Genomic DNA, 15,550 nt, shown 5'->3' on the forward strand with positions numbered 1-15,550 from the left:
GCCACGACACTCGCAGCAACGGGAACGCGCGTGCCGCAAGACACCCCTGCCCTCGTCGTCGAGAATCTCAGGACGCACTTCTTCACCAAGGCCGGCGTCGTGAAGGCGGTCGACGACGTCTCCTTCTCGGTGAACCGAGGCGAGATCCTCGGCCTCGTCGGCGAATCCGGCTCCGGCAAGACCGTCACCGGCTTCTCGATCCTGGGCCTGGTGGACGAGCCGGGCCGCATCGTCGGCGGACGCATCCTGTTCAACGGCGAGGACATCGCCGGTTACGGCGACGACCGGATGCGCAACCTGCGCGGCAAGAAGATCGCGATGATCTTCCAGGACCCGATGATGACGCTGAACCCCGTCCTGCGCATCGACACCCAGATGGTCGAGGCCATCCAGGCGCACGAGAAGGTCAGCCGCGCCGACGCGCTGGCGCGGGCGCGCGACGCGCTCGGCCAGGTCGGCATCGCCTCGCCGGAGGAGCGCCTCCATGCCTACCCGCACCAGTTCTCCGGCGGCATGCGCCAGCGCGTCTCGATCGCGATCGCGCTGATCAACAAGCCCGACCTGATCGTCGCGGACGAGCCGACGACCGCGCTCGACGTCACGATCCAGGGCCAGATCCTCTACGAGGTGCAGAAGCTCGCACGCGAGACGCGCACCGCCCTCATCTGGATCACGCACGATCTGTCCGTGGTCGCCGGCCTCGCCGACAAGGTCTGCGTGATGTATGCGGGCCGCGTGGTCGAGTCCGGTACCGTCGACGAGGTTCTCGACCGGCCGCTGCACCCCTATACGCACGGCCTGATCGGCTCGGTGCCGAGCCAGAACAACCGCGGCCAGCCGCTGCGACAGATCCCGGGCATGACTCCGTCGCTGCTGAACCTGCCCGCCGGCTGCGCCTTCCGCACGCGCTGCCCCCGCGCCGACAAGGTCTGCGAGGTCGAGCCGGATCTTACCTCGCCCCTGCTCAACCGCGAGATCCGCTGCTTCCATCCGCACCTGGAGGGCGCGGCATGAACACCATCGCGCAGCCATCGTCGACGGCACAGCCGTCCACCGCGAGCGAGATCGCCAACGCCGGCAAGACCAGCACTGCACGGACGCTCGTCGAGTTGCGGGGGGTCAGCAAGCGCTTCGTCAAGACGCTCGATCTCGCCGAGAAGGCGGCGAACCTGCTGGGCGCCAACGTGCAGGAGCAGGTCGTCCGTGCCGTCGACAAGGTCGATCTCACGATCGCCGAGGGCGAGGTCGTCGGCCTCGTCGGCGAGTCCGGCTGCGGCAAGTCGACGCTCGGGCGCATCATCGCCGGCATCCTGCCGCAGAGCGAGGGGACCGTCGCCTTCCGCGGCCGGGACGTCTCCGCTCTCAAGGGCAAGGACGCCCGCGACGCCGCCCTCAAGATCCAGATGATCTTCCAGGACCCCTACGCGTCGCTCAATCCGCGCATGCGCGTCGCCGAGATCATCGGCGAGGCACCGCGTCATCACGGCCTGGTGTCGGCGCAGGGGCTCGACGCCTATGTCGAGGAGGTGATGCTGCGGGTCGGCCTCGACCCCAGCTTCAAGCGCCGTTACCCCCACCAGTTCTCCGGCGGGCAGCGCCAGCGGATCGGCATCGCGCGCGCCCTCGCGGTCAAGCCCGACTTCCTGGTCTGCGACGAGGCGGTCGCCGCCCTGGACGTCTCGATCCAGGCACAGGTCCTGAACCTCTTCATGGACCTGCGCAGCGAACTCGGCCTGACCTACCTGTTCATCAGCCACGACCTCGGCGTCGTCGAACACCTCTCCGACCGTGTCGCCATCATGTATCTCGGCCGCGTGGTGGAGATGGCGGCGACGGAGGAACTGTTCGCCGCCCCCAACCACCCCTATACGCAGGCCCTGCTGCGCGAGGTGCCGCGACTCGATTCACGCCGGCGGACCTTTGAGCCCGTGAAGGGGGAGATACCCTCGCCTCTGTCCCCGCCGCCGGGCTGTCACTTCCATCCGCGCTGCCCCTTCGCGGTGGACCGGTGCCGCACGGAACAGCCGGCACTGCGCGAGGTCGCCCCCGGCCGCATCTCCGCCTGCCACCTGAACGACGGCTGAGGGTGCCAGAGAGACGCGACCGCTTCACTTTACCCGGCGGTTCGTGTAATAGGGGCCGCCAACCATTATTGGGGTTGGCATGAACGCCTTCGACCCGGACCGCATCCCCCTCGCCCTGACCTTCGACGATGTGCTGTTGCGCCCCGGACGCTCCGCGGTGCTGCCGGCGCAGGCATCGACGCGCACGCGTCTGACGCGCGGCATCGAGTTGGGGATCCCGCTGATCTCCGCCGCCATGGATACCGTCACGGAAAGCCGCCTCGCCATCGCCATGGCCCAGGCCGGCGGCCTGGGCGTCATCCACAAGAACATGGACACCGCACGCCAGGCCGACGAAGTCCGGCGCGTGAAGAAGTTCGAATCGGGCATGGTCGTCAATCCCGTGACGATCCACCCGAACGCGCCGCTCGCCGACGCGCTGCAGATCATGCAGCAGTACGGCATCTCCGGCATCCCGGTGGTCGAGCCGGAGACGCGCAAGCTCGTCGGCATCCTGACCAACCGCGACGTCCGCTTCGCCAACGACCCGAAGCAGCCCGTGGCCGAACTGATGACGCAGCGCGTCGTCACGGTGCGCGAGGGCGTGGCACACGACGAGGCGCGGCGGATCCTGCACCAGCACCGCATCGAGAAGCTGGTGGTGGTCGACGAGGACTATCGCTGCATCGGCTTGGTCACCGTCAAGGACATGGAGAAGGCGGCCCGCCATCCCGACGCGGCGAAGGATGAAAAGGGACGGCTGCGTGTGGCTGCGGCCACGGGCGTCGGACCGCAAGGTATAGAACGGGCCGAGGCCCTGTTCGACGCCGAGGTCGACGTGGTCATCGTCGACACGGCGCACGGCCATTCCGAAGGCGTGCTCGGCACGGTGCACGCCATCCGGCGCCTGTCGAACTCCACCCAGATCGTCGCCGGCAACATTGCCACCGCCGAGGGCGCGCGCGCGCTGATCGACGCCGGCGCGGACGCCGTGAAGGTGGGCATCGGCCCCGGCTCGATCTGCACTACCCGCGTCGTGGCGGGCGTCGGCGTGCCGCAGTTGACGGCGATCATGGAAGTCGTCGAGGAATGCCGGCGCCACGGCGTGCCGGCCATCGCGGACGGCGGCATCAAGTCCTCGGGCGACCTGGCCAAGGCGATCGCGGCCGGTGCCGACTGCGCCATGATCGGTTCGCTGCTGGCCGGCACCGACGAGAGCCCGGGCGAGGTCTTCCTCTACCAGGGCCGCTCCTACAAGGCCTATCGCGGCATGGGATCGGTGGGCGCCATGGCGCGCGGCTCGGCCGACCGCTACTTCCAGCAGGAAGTGGCGGACACGCTGAAGCTCGTGCCCGAGGGCATCGAGGGTCAGGTCCCCTACAAGGGCTCCGCCCACGGCGTCGTGCATCAGCTGATCGGCGGCCTCAGGGCGGCCATGGGCTATACCGGCAACGGCACGATCGCGGACATGCAGACCAACTGCAGCTTCCTGCGCATCACCAACGCCGGCCTGCGCGAGAGTCATGTCCACGATGTCACTGTCACGCGCGAAGCGCCGAACTACAATGTCGGAGGCGGCCTCTAGCCGACGCTGAAGGGACGTACCGGGAGCATGGGCGGATGACATCGGCCGGGTCCGGCATCGTGACGGTGAGACCGGCCGAACTGGCCGATGCCGGCGCCATCGGACGCGTCCAGTCGGAAAGCTGGCGGTCGACCTATCCCGGCCTCGTCCCGGATCACGTCCTCCTGCGGATGACCCCGGAGCGTCAGGGGGCGATGTGGCGCCGCTACCTCGGCGATGCGCGCCGGCCGATGGGTTCGGTCTTCGTCGCCGAGGCGAGCGACGGCGGCGTGGTCGGCTTCGGCAGTTGCGGCCCGGAACAGACCCGCCGGATGGCGGCCCACGACGGCGAGGTGTACACCCTCTATGTCGGCGACGCCGCGCGCGGACAGGGTGTCGGGCAGCGGCTGCTGCACGCCATGTTCGCGCGCCTGTCGCGCGACGGGCACAAGGCGGCGGCGATCTGGGTGCTGGACGGAAATCCGGCGCGCTTCTTCTACGAGGCGATGGGCGGCACCCTGATCGCCCAGCGCCACAGCCGCGAATGGGGCACCGCGATCGCCGAACGCGCCTACGGCTGGTACGGGCTGGACCGCTTCGCATGATCTTCGACATTCCGCATCGGCCGCCCCGGACCCCGTCCGGCGCGGCCGCGATCCGTTTCCTCCCTCTCCCTCTCGGGTGGCACATATGAGCGACCGCATCCTGATCCTCGACTTCGGCTCCCAGGTCACCCAGCTCATCGCCCGGCGCGTGCGCGAGTCCGGCGTCTATTGCGAGATCGTGCCGTTCAACCGGATCGACGAGGCGGGGCTGCGCGCGTTCGACCCGCGCGGCATCATCCTCTCCGGCGGGCCGGCCTCGGTCACCAAGCTGGACACGCCGCGCGCCCCCGACGCAGTGTTCCGGCTCGGCCTGCCCGTCCTCGGCATCTGCTATGGCGAGCAGACGATGGTGGCGCAGCTGGGCGGCGAGGTGCAGGGCGGCCATCACCGCGAATTCGGCCGCGCCTTCGTCGACGTGATCGACGACTGCGCCCTGTTCGAGGGCGTCTGGCCGAAGGGCGCCCGCGAGCAGGTCTGGATGAGCCACGGCGACCGCGTCATCAGCCTGCCCGAGGGCTTCCGCGTCGTGGGCACCAGCAACGGGGCGCCCTTCGCCGCCATCGCCGACGACGCCCGCCGCTTCTATGGGGTCCAGTTCCACCCCGAGGTGATGCACACGCCGCACGGCGCGCAGCTGCTGCGCAACTTCACCCACGCCATCGCCGGATGCCGCGGCGACTGGACCATGGCCGCGTTCAAGGAACACGCGATCGAGCGGGTGCGCGCGCAGGTGGGCAAGGGCCGCGTGATCTGCGGCCTGTCGGGTGGCGTCGACAGTTCCGTCGTCGCGGTCCTGCTGCACGAGGCGATCGGCGACCAGCTCACCTGCGTCTTCGTCGACACCGGCCTGATGCGCGCCGGCGAGGCCGACGAGGTCGTCGCCCTCTTCCGCGAGCACTACAACATCCCGCTCGTCCACGCGGACGTCGGCGACCTCTTCCTCGGCAAGCTCGCCGGCATCTCCGACCCCGAGAAGAAGCGCAAGACGATCGGCGCCACCTTCATCGACGTCTTCGAGGCCGAGGCGAAGAAAATCGGCGGCGCCGACTTCCTGGCCCAGGGCACGCTCTATCCCGACGTGATCGAATCCGTCTCGTTCATCGGCGGCCCCAGCGTCACGATCAAGTCGCACCACAATGTCGGCGGCCTGCCCGAGCGCATGAACATGAAGCTGGTCGAGCCGCTGCGCGAACTCTTCAAGGACGAGGTGCGCGCCCTCGGCCGCGAACTGGGCCTGCCGGACAGTTTCGTCGGCCGCCACCCCTTCCCCGGCCCCGGCCTCGCCATCCGCATCCCCGGCGAGATTACCCCGGACAAGCTGGAGATCCTGCGCCAGGCCGACACGATCTACCTGGAGGAGATCCGCAACGCCGGCCTCTACGACGCCATCTGGCAGGCCTTCGCGGTGCTGCTGCCGGTGCGCACCGTCGGCGTGATGGGCGACGAACGCTCCTACGACTTCGCCTGCGCGCTGCGCGCCGTCACCTCGACCGACGGCATGACCGCCGACTACTACCCCTTCGACCACGCCTTCCTCGGTCGCACCGCCACCCGCATCATCAACGAGGTCCGCGGCATCAACCGCGTGACCTACGACATCACCAGCAAGCCCCCGGGCACGATCGAGTGGGAGTGACCCATACAAAGGGCGCGTCGGAGCAGATGGCGACTGGGGTGTCTGTGATTGCAGGGACGAGCGATCATTCTCTTTGCGGCTGGCGCGTGCGTACCGAATGGCCGGTACCTGAGCTTCTGCCATGGAGCGGCGATGACCGGCGTCCGGACATCTGGATCCGGATGGGCCAAGTACCCGGGGAGCTGGACGGTACGGTGCGCAAGCACCCGCTGGTTCAGGTCAACGAGCGGGGCTGGCTGCGATTTACCGTCCGGAACGTCGCGGACTATCTCGTACGCGACGGAAACGAGGTCGTTATCGATACCGCGCATTCTCCGGACACCGCGGACGTGGCGCTGTTCCTGCTGGGATCCGTCCTCGGATTTCTCTGTCATCAGCGGGGCCTCCTGCCGCTTCATGCGAGCTGCGTCGAATATGAAGGCAAGGTCTTCGCTATGGCCGGGCATTCGGGCGCAGGCAAATCGACGCTCGCGGCGCTGCTGCTGGCACAAGGCGCCCGGCTGCTGTCCGACGACGTCACGGTAATCGATATCCGAGCCGAGGGTGGACCCTTGGTGCTGCCGACTTATCCACGGCAGAAGATGTGGCGCGACACGCTCGATAAGCTCGGCATCGCGCCGGGCCGTTATTTGCGCAACACCGTCCAACTCCAGAAATTCGACCGGAAGGTCACCGACCTTTTCCAGCCGGCGCGGACTCACCTCGACGGCGTGTGTCAGATCCACCTCCAGTTGCGGGAGAGCGGCTTGCGCATCGAGGCGCTGGACGGACTGCCTGCGGTGCGCATGCTTTATGAGAATGTATATCGCCGCATTGCGGCGGGATTGCTGGGCCGCTCGGACCAGGTGTTCGCGGACTGTGCGCTGCTTGGAGGGCAGTTGGCGCATCACGCGCTGGTCGTGCCGAACGGGCTCGACACCCTCGCGCGGCATGGCGACGACCTCGGCAGATTGATGGGGGGTCTGCGATGATGCGCGCCGCGCCGCGAGAAAATGTGTGGCTGGCGTCCTATCCCAAATCTGGCAACACCTGGATGCGGATCGCGCTCGGCGCGCTGCGCGACGGCGAGGCCGCTTTCGACCTCGCCCGCATGACGAACAACATCGGCATATTCCTGGCGATGCGCCATCGCCTCGACATGGCGCTCGACATCGATTCATCCGACCTGTCGGCAGAGGAGGTGCATCTCCTTCGCCCGAAGATCTATGGCTTGATCGATACCCAGGGGCGCCAGACGACCATCTGGAAGATTCACGACTGCTGGATGCGCACGGCAGACGGCGAGGCGCTGTTTCCTTCGGATGTCACCGCAGCCACCATCTATCTGGTGCGCGATCCGCGCGACGTAGCGGCATCGTTCGCGCATCATTTCGAAGTGGATATCGACCGGGCGATCGACCTGATGGCCGACCCCGCCTATCGCGTCGCCGCCAAGGCCAATTCCGCTCACTTCCACTTGCCGCAGCATTATTCGACCTGGCGCAATCATGTATTGAGCTGGCTCGACGACTCCGGCCACGACCCGTTGACGATCCGCTACGAGGACATGGTCGCCGACCTGGCCTCGACCTTGAAACGGGTCTGCGCGACGCTCGGCTGGTCCAGCAGCGACGCAGCGATCGAGGCGGCGGTTGCGGCGACGCGGTTCGACCGGTTGCGCGCCGAGGAATCGGCCGGGAAGTTCCCCGAAAGCCTGCGCGGCGATCGGCCCTTTTTCCGCCGCGGGATTGCAGGCGGCTGGCGGGACACCCTCACCCCCGCCCAAGCCACACGCATCGAGCGCGACCATGGCGACGTGATGGCACGGCTCGGCTATCTCTAGCCGTTCGACTGCTCCACCCAGCGGATGAACCGGCCGTAGTGTATGCCGCGACCGAACAGGTCGAGCATGTCCGTGGCGCGCGCCATGGCGGCATCCGCGTCGACGGGCCAATCCTCCGCCATGGCGCGCAGGCGTGGCAGGTCGATCATCCGCCGCGCCGCCGGCGATGCCTCCAGCCGGTCTAGTTCATCCATGAAGACGGGCCGTAGCTGCGTCAGCCGGTGGAACCAGTCTCCATTCTGATAGCCGCGCTTATGTTCGTTCACCACCCGCGGCGGCACACGGTCGCTGAGCACGTCGCGCGCAAAGGAGCGAGGCCGGCCGTCCCGCTGCCAAAGCTCGGGCGGAAGCGCTAGGCAGAATTCCACCATCCTGCGATCCCCAAGCGGATCGCGCAGGTCGCATCCGGTGACATAGGGATGCGCCGCCAGCCATTGGTTCTGCGACCAGTTCTTCTCCAGGTAAACGAGGCGAACGCGGCGGTCGCGATCGCCCCCGCTCGAGCCGATGAGCATGGTGTCGGTGATCTCACGCGCATCGACGCTTGCTGCGAGCGCTGCGGTTGCGGACGATCGCGACTGCCAGTCGTTGTCAGTACCACGCAGTCGTCGGATTGCGGTGCGGATGCGGGCCGGGACGGCATAAGCGAGCAGGTTCTGCCGGATCTGCAATCGGAGCCGATAGCCGTGACGGTGCAGGCCGCGGAGTTGCCGGGCCACCGCCACCACTCGTCCGGAACGAGCGAGATCGGCAAGCAGTGCTTCGCTCTTCCACGACAGCGTGTAGTTGCCGGAGGTACCCGTCAGCATGACAGAGGCGTCGGCTTCGCGCGCGCGGGAATAGAGTGGCTCCCAAGCGGCCAGATTCATGAAATTGCGCACGGGGATGCCGAATTCCCAGAACAGCCGGGTCGCGTCATCCTCGCCCCGGGTGATATCCCCCGCGGGAACGAAGTGTGCGTCGATGTTCCGGTAGAGGGCGGCCGTGGCGCGTGCGAGCGCCCCTTCGTCATAAAACGCCCGCGGACGCTCCGCCGGCAGGGGCACTGCGGAGTTGGGAACCGACGTGAACGCGTGGAGGCGCGTCGGGTCCAGCAGGCGCGCGGCCGTTGCCGCGACACCCGACGAATCGAGTCCGCCCGACAGTTGGCACGCAACCGCACCCGTCGTCCTAAGGCTCGGCGCGACCACCCGGTCCAGCATCTCGCGGCCCGCTTCCACATAGTCCCGCGGGTCCCGATAGCGGATCCTGCGCTCGAGATCCGGCTGCCAGTAGCGGCGGACAGAGCAACTGCCCTTGTGCCAGAGGAGCAGGCCGGCGGGCGGGAGACGGAAGACGCCGTGAAACGGGGTCGCGCCTGCGGGCATCGCGCGCGCGAGCAGCAGGTGGGCCATCGCCGATTCGTCGATGCGCCGATCGACATCGGGAAAAGCGAGCACGGCCAACGGGCGTGTCGCGAAACAGAGCCTTTCGCCATCGCCGTGCGCGAATATCGCCCGACCGCCGGTGGCATCCACCGCCAGCACCAGCCTGCGGTCGACCTCGTTCCACCAGGCAAGGGCGAACGAACCGATGAAACGGGGGCAGGCGTCGACGCCCCAGCGTTCGAGCGCCGCCATCACCAACGCGGCATCGCCGCGCCGTGCGGCGTCGGACGCAGGCAAGTTCAGGGACGCGATCATCTCGTCACGATTGTCCAGCCGCCCGTCGAACACCAGCCGCGACATGTCGCCCATGAAGGCCGCCGGGAGACGATCCAGACTGTCTTCCGCGGTGAACGCACGCGGCGTCAGAACAAGTGCAGCGGTGTCGCCACGCCAGACCCTGCCCGTGCCACCGCCATAAGTGACGGCGATGCTGCTGAGACGCTCGGTTTCCCGCTGGTCAACCGAGCTCGCGCAGGCGAGGCCAGCGAAAAACGACATGGATGTCTGAAATTAGCTCCCGGTCGGTGACGGCGAAAAGGTGCCGTCACCGGGCGCGACGAGACCGTTGTTCGCGGCCTGCTGCACGGGGAGGACTTCAAAGTCGGGCGTCTGCCACGGCTGCTTCGCCGCAGGGGGATCCATGGCCCGATCCTTACCATTGATCTCGCTCATGCTATGCATCCCCAATTGGCTGAACTGGTTCCGTCCGCCCGTCACGCAGCTTGTGCGGACCTCCCGGACCTAGCCATGTCGATCCGTCGTAGCACGATCGCGAAAATGTTGTGTAAAAAATCCACCGACGCATCTATTACTCACGTCGTGGCGCATGGAGCGACAGCACGAAGCTGAAAGCGTGAATATGGAAGTTTCGAGCGATCCGATCTATCGGCGCCGGCAACACGTACTGAGCGCCGTCGTCAACAACGAGTTGGTCATGATGAGCGTAGAGACGGGCCAGTATTTCAACCTTAATGCCGTCGGGGCGCACATCTGGCGCCTGATGGAGGCCCCGCAGAGCCTGGACTCCATTGTGGCGGCTCTCATGGACGCCTACGATGCGCCGGAAGCTGCTATCCGTGAGGAGGCGCTAGACTTTCTCGTACGACTGGAAGGAGAGAAGATGGTCGCGTCGGCTCCCAGCGAGGCGCCCTGACGCGCCGGATGGCGAGGGTCGCTCAGATCGACTTGCCCAGATACCAGCAGTTGATGGCGAAGCGGGACTGAGCGAAACCGCCGCCCGGACACGAGACGGGGCGCACCTCATGCGGGACCCAAGCGGGGAACAGCAGCATGCGGTCGTCCCGCGGCTCGACGTCCACATGGCTGCCGCCGTCTTCGGCGACACGGAGCGAATGGAGCCTCAACTCGCCGCCCGTGAACGGGCGGGGAACGACATGGAAATAATAGACGCCCGTCAGCATTCTATCGGATGTCGACGCGCCGCCGGCCACAAACGTGTCGATGTGCCGTTGATAGAAGTCGCCGTCACCATGTGCCGCCAGTTCCATCGAAAGGCCCGTCAGCGCAAAGGGCGCGAGCCCCAGGCGTGATATCGCGGAGGGCATCAGGCCGCGAAACCGCTCCTCCAGTTCGCCGTGCAATTCTCCGAAATCCCGTGTGGCGCGCGAACTGCGTACGGCTTTGCGAACAGTTCTGTTCGCGCTGTCGCCAATCGTCGTATCGGCAAAGACCGATTCCCGCTCCAGCACGAACAAAAGCAGGCGCGCGGCCAAATCGGCACCAAACACCGTGTCGATTACCCAGTGGGGCGGCAGCGCCGAGAAGGCAGTGAGTGAATTGGATTTCATTGTCGGCCACCGCATCGAACTTCAGGGAGAACGAATAACCCGCTTGGATGCCGCTCATCAATCTACAGCGCAGGGAATTTGTACTCTCTGATAATTGAGCCCAGCAAAAGGCGGATCCCCAACCAATGATGCCCCGGACTTTTGTCCGGACAGCTTGAAGCGTCCCGAATCTCTGTATCAGACCGAGGTCATCGGTGGCCGGAACCGCCAACGACAAGAGCGGAGGAGCCGCCGGACCTCTGGGTGACGCGGCTACCCGCGGGCGTTGGGCCCGCTCCTGAAACTCATGTCTTTCTCATGGCGAGCCAGCGGCCCGGCGGTATGCCGAAGGCGCTGCGGAAGTGCCGCGCCAGTTCGTAACGGTCGAGCCGGGTGACGGTCTCGATATCCTTCGAGCGGACTGTTTCGAAGCAGCGACCGTCGAGATCGTCGCGCGCCCGAAACACGGCCGAGCGCGCCGGACGTACCGTGGCACGGGGCCCGGCACCCGACTGAAACCGGAGCCGGGCAGCGATCCGCATCACCGCGTCGAATGCGGTAAGTGCTGAGGGATCCCGGTTCCCCGAACGGAAGTGGCCGCACGTTCGATACCAAAATCGCAGTCGTCGTGCGCGATGATCTCGCCGTATGGCAGAAACTGAAGGCCGCCGCCTTCCCGACGAGCGGCGTCACCGCTCAGTCGCCGACGATCGTCGGAGAAGGATACCGCGATGCTGCCGGCAATCTGTAGAACCCGATGACGATCCAGCCCATGATCGTGCTTGCGGCGGATGAGGAAACCCTCAGAAGAATTCATCAGCGCGCGCTGGAGCGCGAGGTGACGACGTCGGCCTTTATCGAGGAAATGTTCTCCACTGGTCACGACGCGGCCAATCGCGCGGTGTTTTCCCAGTTCGCACCCCACACGGCCCGGCTCGTCGGCATCGCGCTCCGCGCCGAGAAGAAACTCGCCGACAGGATCACGAAGGGGCGCGAATGCATCCGTGAAGGCGCGCGCTAACCCGAGCACGTACTCTCTCTCCGTCGCCGACACATCGTCGGCGCAACGAAAAAAGGGGCCGCCCGGAGGACGGCCCTAGTAGGAAGGGAGTCGGTATTGCGGGGTGAGGGGGATGAATGTGCGACCCCCGCGGATCGCACACTCGTCAAACCGCCCTCGACTGAAAGCGTTCCCTGGAACGCGAAAAAATTGGGTCAGCGGCGCTTGTCGGGGATCCGGCGCAGGATCTCCTGCAACCGATCGGGAATCGGTTCTGCCAGGATCTCCGTGCCGAGCCGGCGCAGAGCCTCCTGCTGGCGCAGCAACGCCTGGACTTCGGCCTGCCGCTTCGGATTGGCGGCGAGAAACGCATCGACCTGCGCACGCAGGGCGGGAGACGCCCGCCCGTCGATATATTCCTGGATATCTTCTTCAGACACCATCTCGGGTCGAGCCATCAGTTTCCCCTCTCCCCGGCACTCCCACGCGCGAGCAGATCGCGCAGGGCCGTCCTGGCCCGTGACAACCTGGAACGCACCGTACCTATAGGGATATCCAGGATTTGTGCAACTTCCTCATACGCCAATCCCTCCACAGGAACCAGAAGGATGATGTCGCGCTGCTCCTCCGGCAGCTTCTCGACCGCCTGGCGGACCTCGTCGAGCATCAGCCGCTGCTCCTGATCGGCCGCCGTCGACACGCTGGCGTGGGCTTCCGACAGTTCGGTGAGTGCGGGGCCACGGCGGCCACGATGATAGTCGTTGATGACCACGTTACGCAGGATAACGAACAGCCACGCCCGAAGGTTCGTCCCCGGCTCGTAGCTGTCCAGTCGCGCAACGGCGCGCGTCAGGCAGTCCTGCACGAGATCGTCCGCGTAGGCCGGGTCGCGCACGAGAACGCGCGCGTACCGCCGCAGCCGCGGTATCTCCTCCGTCAGGCGGCGGCGGACGTCGTCGGGGGCCGTCTCCCCGCCCACGTCCAGCGAAACCGACACATCGCTCGTACTGCCAGACACCATGCGGGCGGAGCGCCAGCTCCTTCCTGATACGGACCACCGCGACGACCCTGACCGGTCGTGCGGCTTCCGTTCTGGAACCCGCGCCGGACACCGCGGTTCCGGCCACTTCGCCCGTATCGGCACAATTTCTCGGCAGAGTGTATCAGCGCGGCGCAGTATCCGCCGACGTGGGGTCATCCGCTCAGGACGGCCTTGCCGACGACCTTGCGATCCACGAGGAGCTGGAGTGCCTCGGCCGCCTTCTCCAACGGCAGGACGTGGGACACGTGAGGCTTCACCCGGCCCTTCGAGGCCCAATCGCACAGCACGCGCAGATTCTCCGCCGCAGTCTCCGGTTCGGCCTCGACGAAGCCGCCGAGCCGCACGCCGACGGCAGAGGCGCCCTTGATCAGCAGGTGATTGGTGCGCGCCATGGCGGGGCCGCCGCCGAGGAAGCCCAGGATCAGGATGCGCGCGCCCCAGTTCAGGCAGCGCATCGATTCCTCGAACACCCAGTCGCCGACCGGATCGTAGACCACGTCGGCACCGCGGCCGCCGGTCAGCTCCTTCACCTTGTCGCGGAAGCTGCCGCGACCATCGACGACGGGGTCGTAGCCGATGACGTAGTCGGCGCCGTTCTCCAGCACCAGCGCGCGCTTCTCCTCGGTGGAGGCGGCGCCGATGACCGTGGCGCCGAGCGCCTTGCCGACCTGGACCGCGGCGAGGCCGATGCCGCCGGCCGCCCCGTGCACCAGCAGTGTCTCGCCGGGCTGCAGTCGGCCGCGCTGCACCAGGGCGTGATAGGCCGTCGAGTAGGCGGAGCGGAAGCCGGCGGCCGCTTCGACGCCCAGGCCCTGCGGAATCAGCATCGTCTGGTCGGCCGGCGACACGCCGAATTCGGCGAAGGCGCCGCTCGGGCTGTGCCGGCTCATGACCATGTCGCCGACCGAGAAGCCGGTGACCCCCTCGCCCAGCGCCACCACCTCGCCGGCCGCCTCGCCGCCCGGGATGAAGGGCACCGGTGGCTTGGTCTGGTACTGGCCGGCCACCATCAGGACGTCGACATACTGGACGGCCCGCGCCAGCAGGCGGACCTTCACCTGGCCCGGGCCGGGTTCCGGCTCGGGCCAGTCGGTGTGCACGACCAGCGTATCGGGCGTTCCGAGGGTTTCGCAGACGACGGCACGCATCAGCGGGGAAGCTCCGTAGTGCCCATCAGGAACGCATCGACGGCGCGCGCCGCCTGACGGCCTTCGCGAATCGCCCACACGACCAGCGACTGACCGCGCCGCATGTCGCCGGCGGCGAACACCTTGTCGACCGATGTCCGGTAGCGCTCGGTGTCGGCCTCGACATTGCCGCGCGCGTCGCGCTTCACGCCGAGCTGCTCGAGCAGGCCCTGGTGCGTCGGATGGACGAAGCCCATCGCCAGCAGGACGAGGTCGGCCTTCAGCTCCATCTCGCTGCCCGGCACGTCGGCCATGGCGAGACGGCCGTCCGGGCCGGTCTTCCATTCGACGCGCGTCGCCTTGAGGGCCCGCACATTGCCCTTGCCGTCGTCGAGGAACGCCTTGCTGCCGATCGCCCAGTCGCGCTCGGCGCCCTCCTCGTGCGAGGAGGACGTCCGCAGCTTCTGCGGCCAATAGGGCCAGACGAGGTCCTTGTTCTCGCGCTCCGGCGGCTTCGGCAGGATCTCGATCTGCGTGACCGAAGCGGCACCATGACGATTCGACGTGCCGATGCAGTCGGAGCCCGTGTCGCCGCCGCCGATGACGACGACATGCTTGCCCTTGGCCGAGATCGCCTGGTCGGCCGGGACGTCAAGGCCGGCGACGCGGCGGTTCTGCTGGCGCAGGAAGTCCATGGCGAAATGCACGCCGTTGAGTTCCCGCCCCGGCAGCGGCAGGTCGCGCGGCACCTCGGACCCGCCCGTGAGGACCACGGCGTCGAAGCCGTCGAGCAGTTCCTGCGCCGGCATGTCGACGCCCACATGGACGCCCGGGCGGAACGTCACGCCCTCGGCCGCCATCTGTTCCATCCGGCGGTCGATCTGCCACTTCTCGAACTTGAAGTCAGGAATGCCGTAGCGCATCAGCCCGCCGATGCGGTCCTGCCGGTCGAACAGCGTGACGTCATGGCCGGCGCGTGCCAACTGCTGGGAGCAGGCCATGCCGGACGGGCCCGAACCGACCACCGCGACGCGCTTGCCCGTCTTCCGGTCCGGCAGCTGCGGCACCACCCAGCCTTCGGCGAAGCCGCGGTCGATGATGGCGCATTCGATCGTCTTGATGGCGACCGGGGTGTCGTTGATGTTGAGGACGCAGGCTTCCTCGCACGGCGCCGGACAGATCCGGCCGGTGAACTCCGGGAAGTTGTTGGTCGAGTGCAGGTTGATCAGCGCCTCGCGCCAGTCGTCGTGATAGACGAGGTCGTTCCAGTCCGGGATCTGGTTGTTGACGGGGCAGCCCGTGTGACAGAAGGGCACGCCGCAATCCATGCAGCGCGCCGCCTGAACCCGCAGGTCGGCATCGGCCAGCGGCGTGAGGAACTCCTTCCAGGTGCGCAGACGCTCCTGGGGTTTGACGTAGCCGCGCTCCCGGCGCGGAAACTCCATGAAACCGGTGGGCTTGCCCATATGGCTGGCTC

16 protein-coding genes and 1 pseudogene are annotated in these 15,550 nt (G+C 67.1%); 9 read left to right on the plus strand and 8 right to left on the minus strand.

The features are described from left to right. Window positions 1-30 precede the first annotated feature (30 nt). The 7 genes from ABIE65_RS15100 to ABIE65_RS15130 all read left to right on the plus strand — a co-directional run bounded on the left by ABIE65_RS15100 (window position 31) and on the right by ABIE65_RS15130 (window position 7,690). On the plus strand, window positions 31-1,014 hold the full coding sequence (locus ABIE65_RS15100; RefSeq protein WP_354078745.1) for an ABC transporter ATP-binding protein: 984 nt from the start codon (window positions 31-33) through the stop codon (window positions 1,012-1,014). Then, a complete protein-coding gene (locus ABIE65_RS15105; protein ID WP_354078746.1) occupies window positions 1,011-2,084 on the plus strand; it encodes an ABC transporter ATP-binding protein in 1,074 nt (357 codons plus the stop codon). Before ABIE65_RS15100 ends, ABIE65_RS15105 begins: the two co-directional genes overlap by 4 nt. Window positions 2,085-2,163: 79 nt before the next feature. Beyond that, window positions 2,164-3,648 (plus strand): IMP dehydrogenase, encoded by a 1,485-nt coding sequence (gene guaB / locus ABIE65_RS15110; RefSeq protein ID WP_354078747.1) that lies wholly within the window; start codon window positions 2,164-2,166, stop codon window positions 3,646-3,648. Window positions 3,649-3,683: 35 nt separating this feature from the next. Further along, window positions 3,684-4,232: a GNAT family N-acetyltransferase gene (locus ABIE65_RS15115; RefSeq protein ID WP_354078748.1), complete on the plus strand. Its 549-nt coding sequence runs from the start codon at window positions 3,684-3,686 to the stop codon at window positions 4,230-4,232. An 85-nt stretch (window positions 4,233-4,317) separates the two neighbouring features. After that, window positions 4,318-5,868: a glutamine-hydrolyzing GMP synthase gene (guaA, locus tag ABIE65_RS15120; protein ID WP_354078749.1), complete on the plus strand. Its 1,551-nt coding sequence runs from the start codon at window positions 4,318-4,320 to the stop codon at window positions 5,866-5,868. Next, a complete protein-coding gene (locus ABIE65_RS15125; RefSeq protein ID WP_354078750.1) occupies window positions 5,865-6,839 on the plus strand; it encodes a hypothetical protein in 975 nt (324 codons plus the stop codon). Before guaA ends, ABIE65_RS15125 begins: the two co-directional genes overlap by 4 nt. Continuing rightward, window positions 6,836-7,690, plus strand: coding sequence for a sulfotransferase domain-containing protein (locus ABIE65_RS15130; RefSeq protein WP_354078751.1), 855 nt, complete (start codon window positions 6,836-6,838; stop codon window positions 7,688-7,690). The genes ABIE65_RS15125 and ABIE65_RS15130 overlap by 4 nt, the downstream gene beginning before the upstream one ends. On the opposite strand, the gene ABIE65_RS15135 is transcribed toward ABIE65_RS15130, so the two are convergent. Next, window positions 7,687-9,615 (minus strand): asparagine synthetase B family protein, encoded by a 1,929-nt coding sequence (locus ABIE65_RS15135; RefSeq protein WP_354078752.1) that lies wholly within the window; start codon window positions 9,613-9,615, stop codon window positions 7,687-7,689. The genes ABIE65_RS15130 and ABIE65_RS15135 overlap by 4 nt on opposite strands. 12 nt (window positions 9,616-9,627) lie before the next feature. Next, window positions 9,628-9,789, minus strand: coding sequence for a hypothetical protein (locus ABIE65_RS15140; protein ID WP_354078753.1), 162 nt, complete (start codon window positions 9,787-9,789; stop codon window positions 9,628-9,630). A gap of 154 nt (window positions 9,790-9,943) precedes the next feature. Between ABIE65_RS15140 and ABIE65_RS15145 the strand changes: the two genes are divergently transcribed. Continuing rightward, on the plus strand, window positions 9,944-10,270 hold the full coding sequence (locus tag ABIE65_RS15145) for a PqqD family protein (RefSeq protein ID WP_354078754.1): 327 nt from the start codon (window positions 9,944-9,946) through the stop codon (window positions 10,268-10,270). A gap of 22 nt (window positions 10,271-10,292) precedes the next feature. Here the strand turns inward: ABIE65_RS15145 and ABIE65_RS15150 are convergent, their stop codons facing one another. Together ABIE65_RS15150 and ABIE65_RS15155 are read right to left on the minus strand one after the other, a co-directional pair. Next, window positions 10,293-10,925 (minus strand): 2OG-Fe(II) oxygenase, encoded by a 633-nt coding sequence (locus ABIE65_RS15150; protein ID WP_354078755.1) that lies wholly within the window; start codon window positions 10,923-10,925, stop codon window positions 10,293-10,295. 284 nt (window positions 10,926-11,209) lie between these two features. Beyond that, window positions 11,210-11,446: a hypothetical protein gene (locus ABIE65_RS15155; protein ID WP_354078756.1), complete on the minus strand. Its 237-nt coding sequence runs from the start codon at window positions 11,444-11,446 to the stop codon at window positions 11,210-11,212. An 86-nt stretch (window positions 11,447-11,532) separates the two neighbouring features. On the opposite strand from ABIE65_RS15155, the pseudogene ABIE65_RS15160 reads away from it, so the two are divergent. Beyond that, window positions 11,533-11,925 (plus strand): annotated as a pseudogene (locus ABIE65_RS15160) (DUF2000 family protein). 194 nt (window positions 11,926-12,119) lie between these two features. On the opposite strand, the gene ABIE65_RS15165 reads toward ABIE65_RS15160, so the two are convergent. From ABIE65_RS15165 to ABIE65_RS15180, 4 genes are all read right to left on the minus strand, one after another. Further along, window positions 12,120-12,362: an anti-sigma factor family protein gene (locus tag ABIE65_RS15165; protein WP_354078757.1), complete on the minus strand. Its 243-nt coding sequence runs from the start codon at window positions 12,360-12,362 to the stop codon at window positions 12,120-12,122. Then, complete coding sequence (locus ABIE65_RS15170) at window positions 12,362-12,901, minus strand: sigma-70 family RNA polymerase sigma factor (RefSeq protein ID WP_354078758.1); 540 nt, start codon at window positions 12,899-12,901, stop codon at window positions 12,362-12,364. The genes ABIE65_RS15165 and ABIE65_RS15170 overlap by 1 nt, the downstream gene beginning before the upstream one ends. Before the next feature lie 197 nt (window positions 12,902-13,098). Continuing rightward, entirely contained in the window at window positions 13,099-14,094 is a 996-nt protein-coding gene (locus ABIE65_RS15175) for an NADPH:quinone oxidoreductase family protein (RefSeq protein ID WP_354078759.1), read from the minus strand. Further along, window positions 14,094-15,539, minus strand: a complete 1,446-nt coding sequence (locus ABIE65_RS15180; protein WP_354078761.1) for a glutamate synthase subunit beta — start codon at window positions 15,537-15,539, stop codon at window positions 14,094-14,096. The genes ABIE65_RS15175 and ABIE65_RS15180 overlap by 1 nt, the downstream gene beginning before the upstream one ends. Between the last annotated feature and the right edge of the window lie 11 nt (window positions 15,540-15,550).

This window comes from Constrictibacter sp. MBR-5 (assembly GCF_040549485.1).
In the GTDB taxonomy this organism is placed as follows: Bacteria; Pseudomonadota; Alphaproteobacteria; order JAJUGE01; family JAJUGE01; genus Constrictibacter.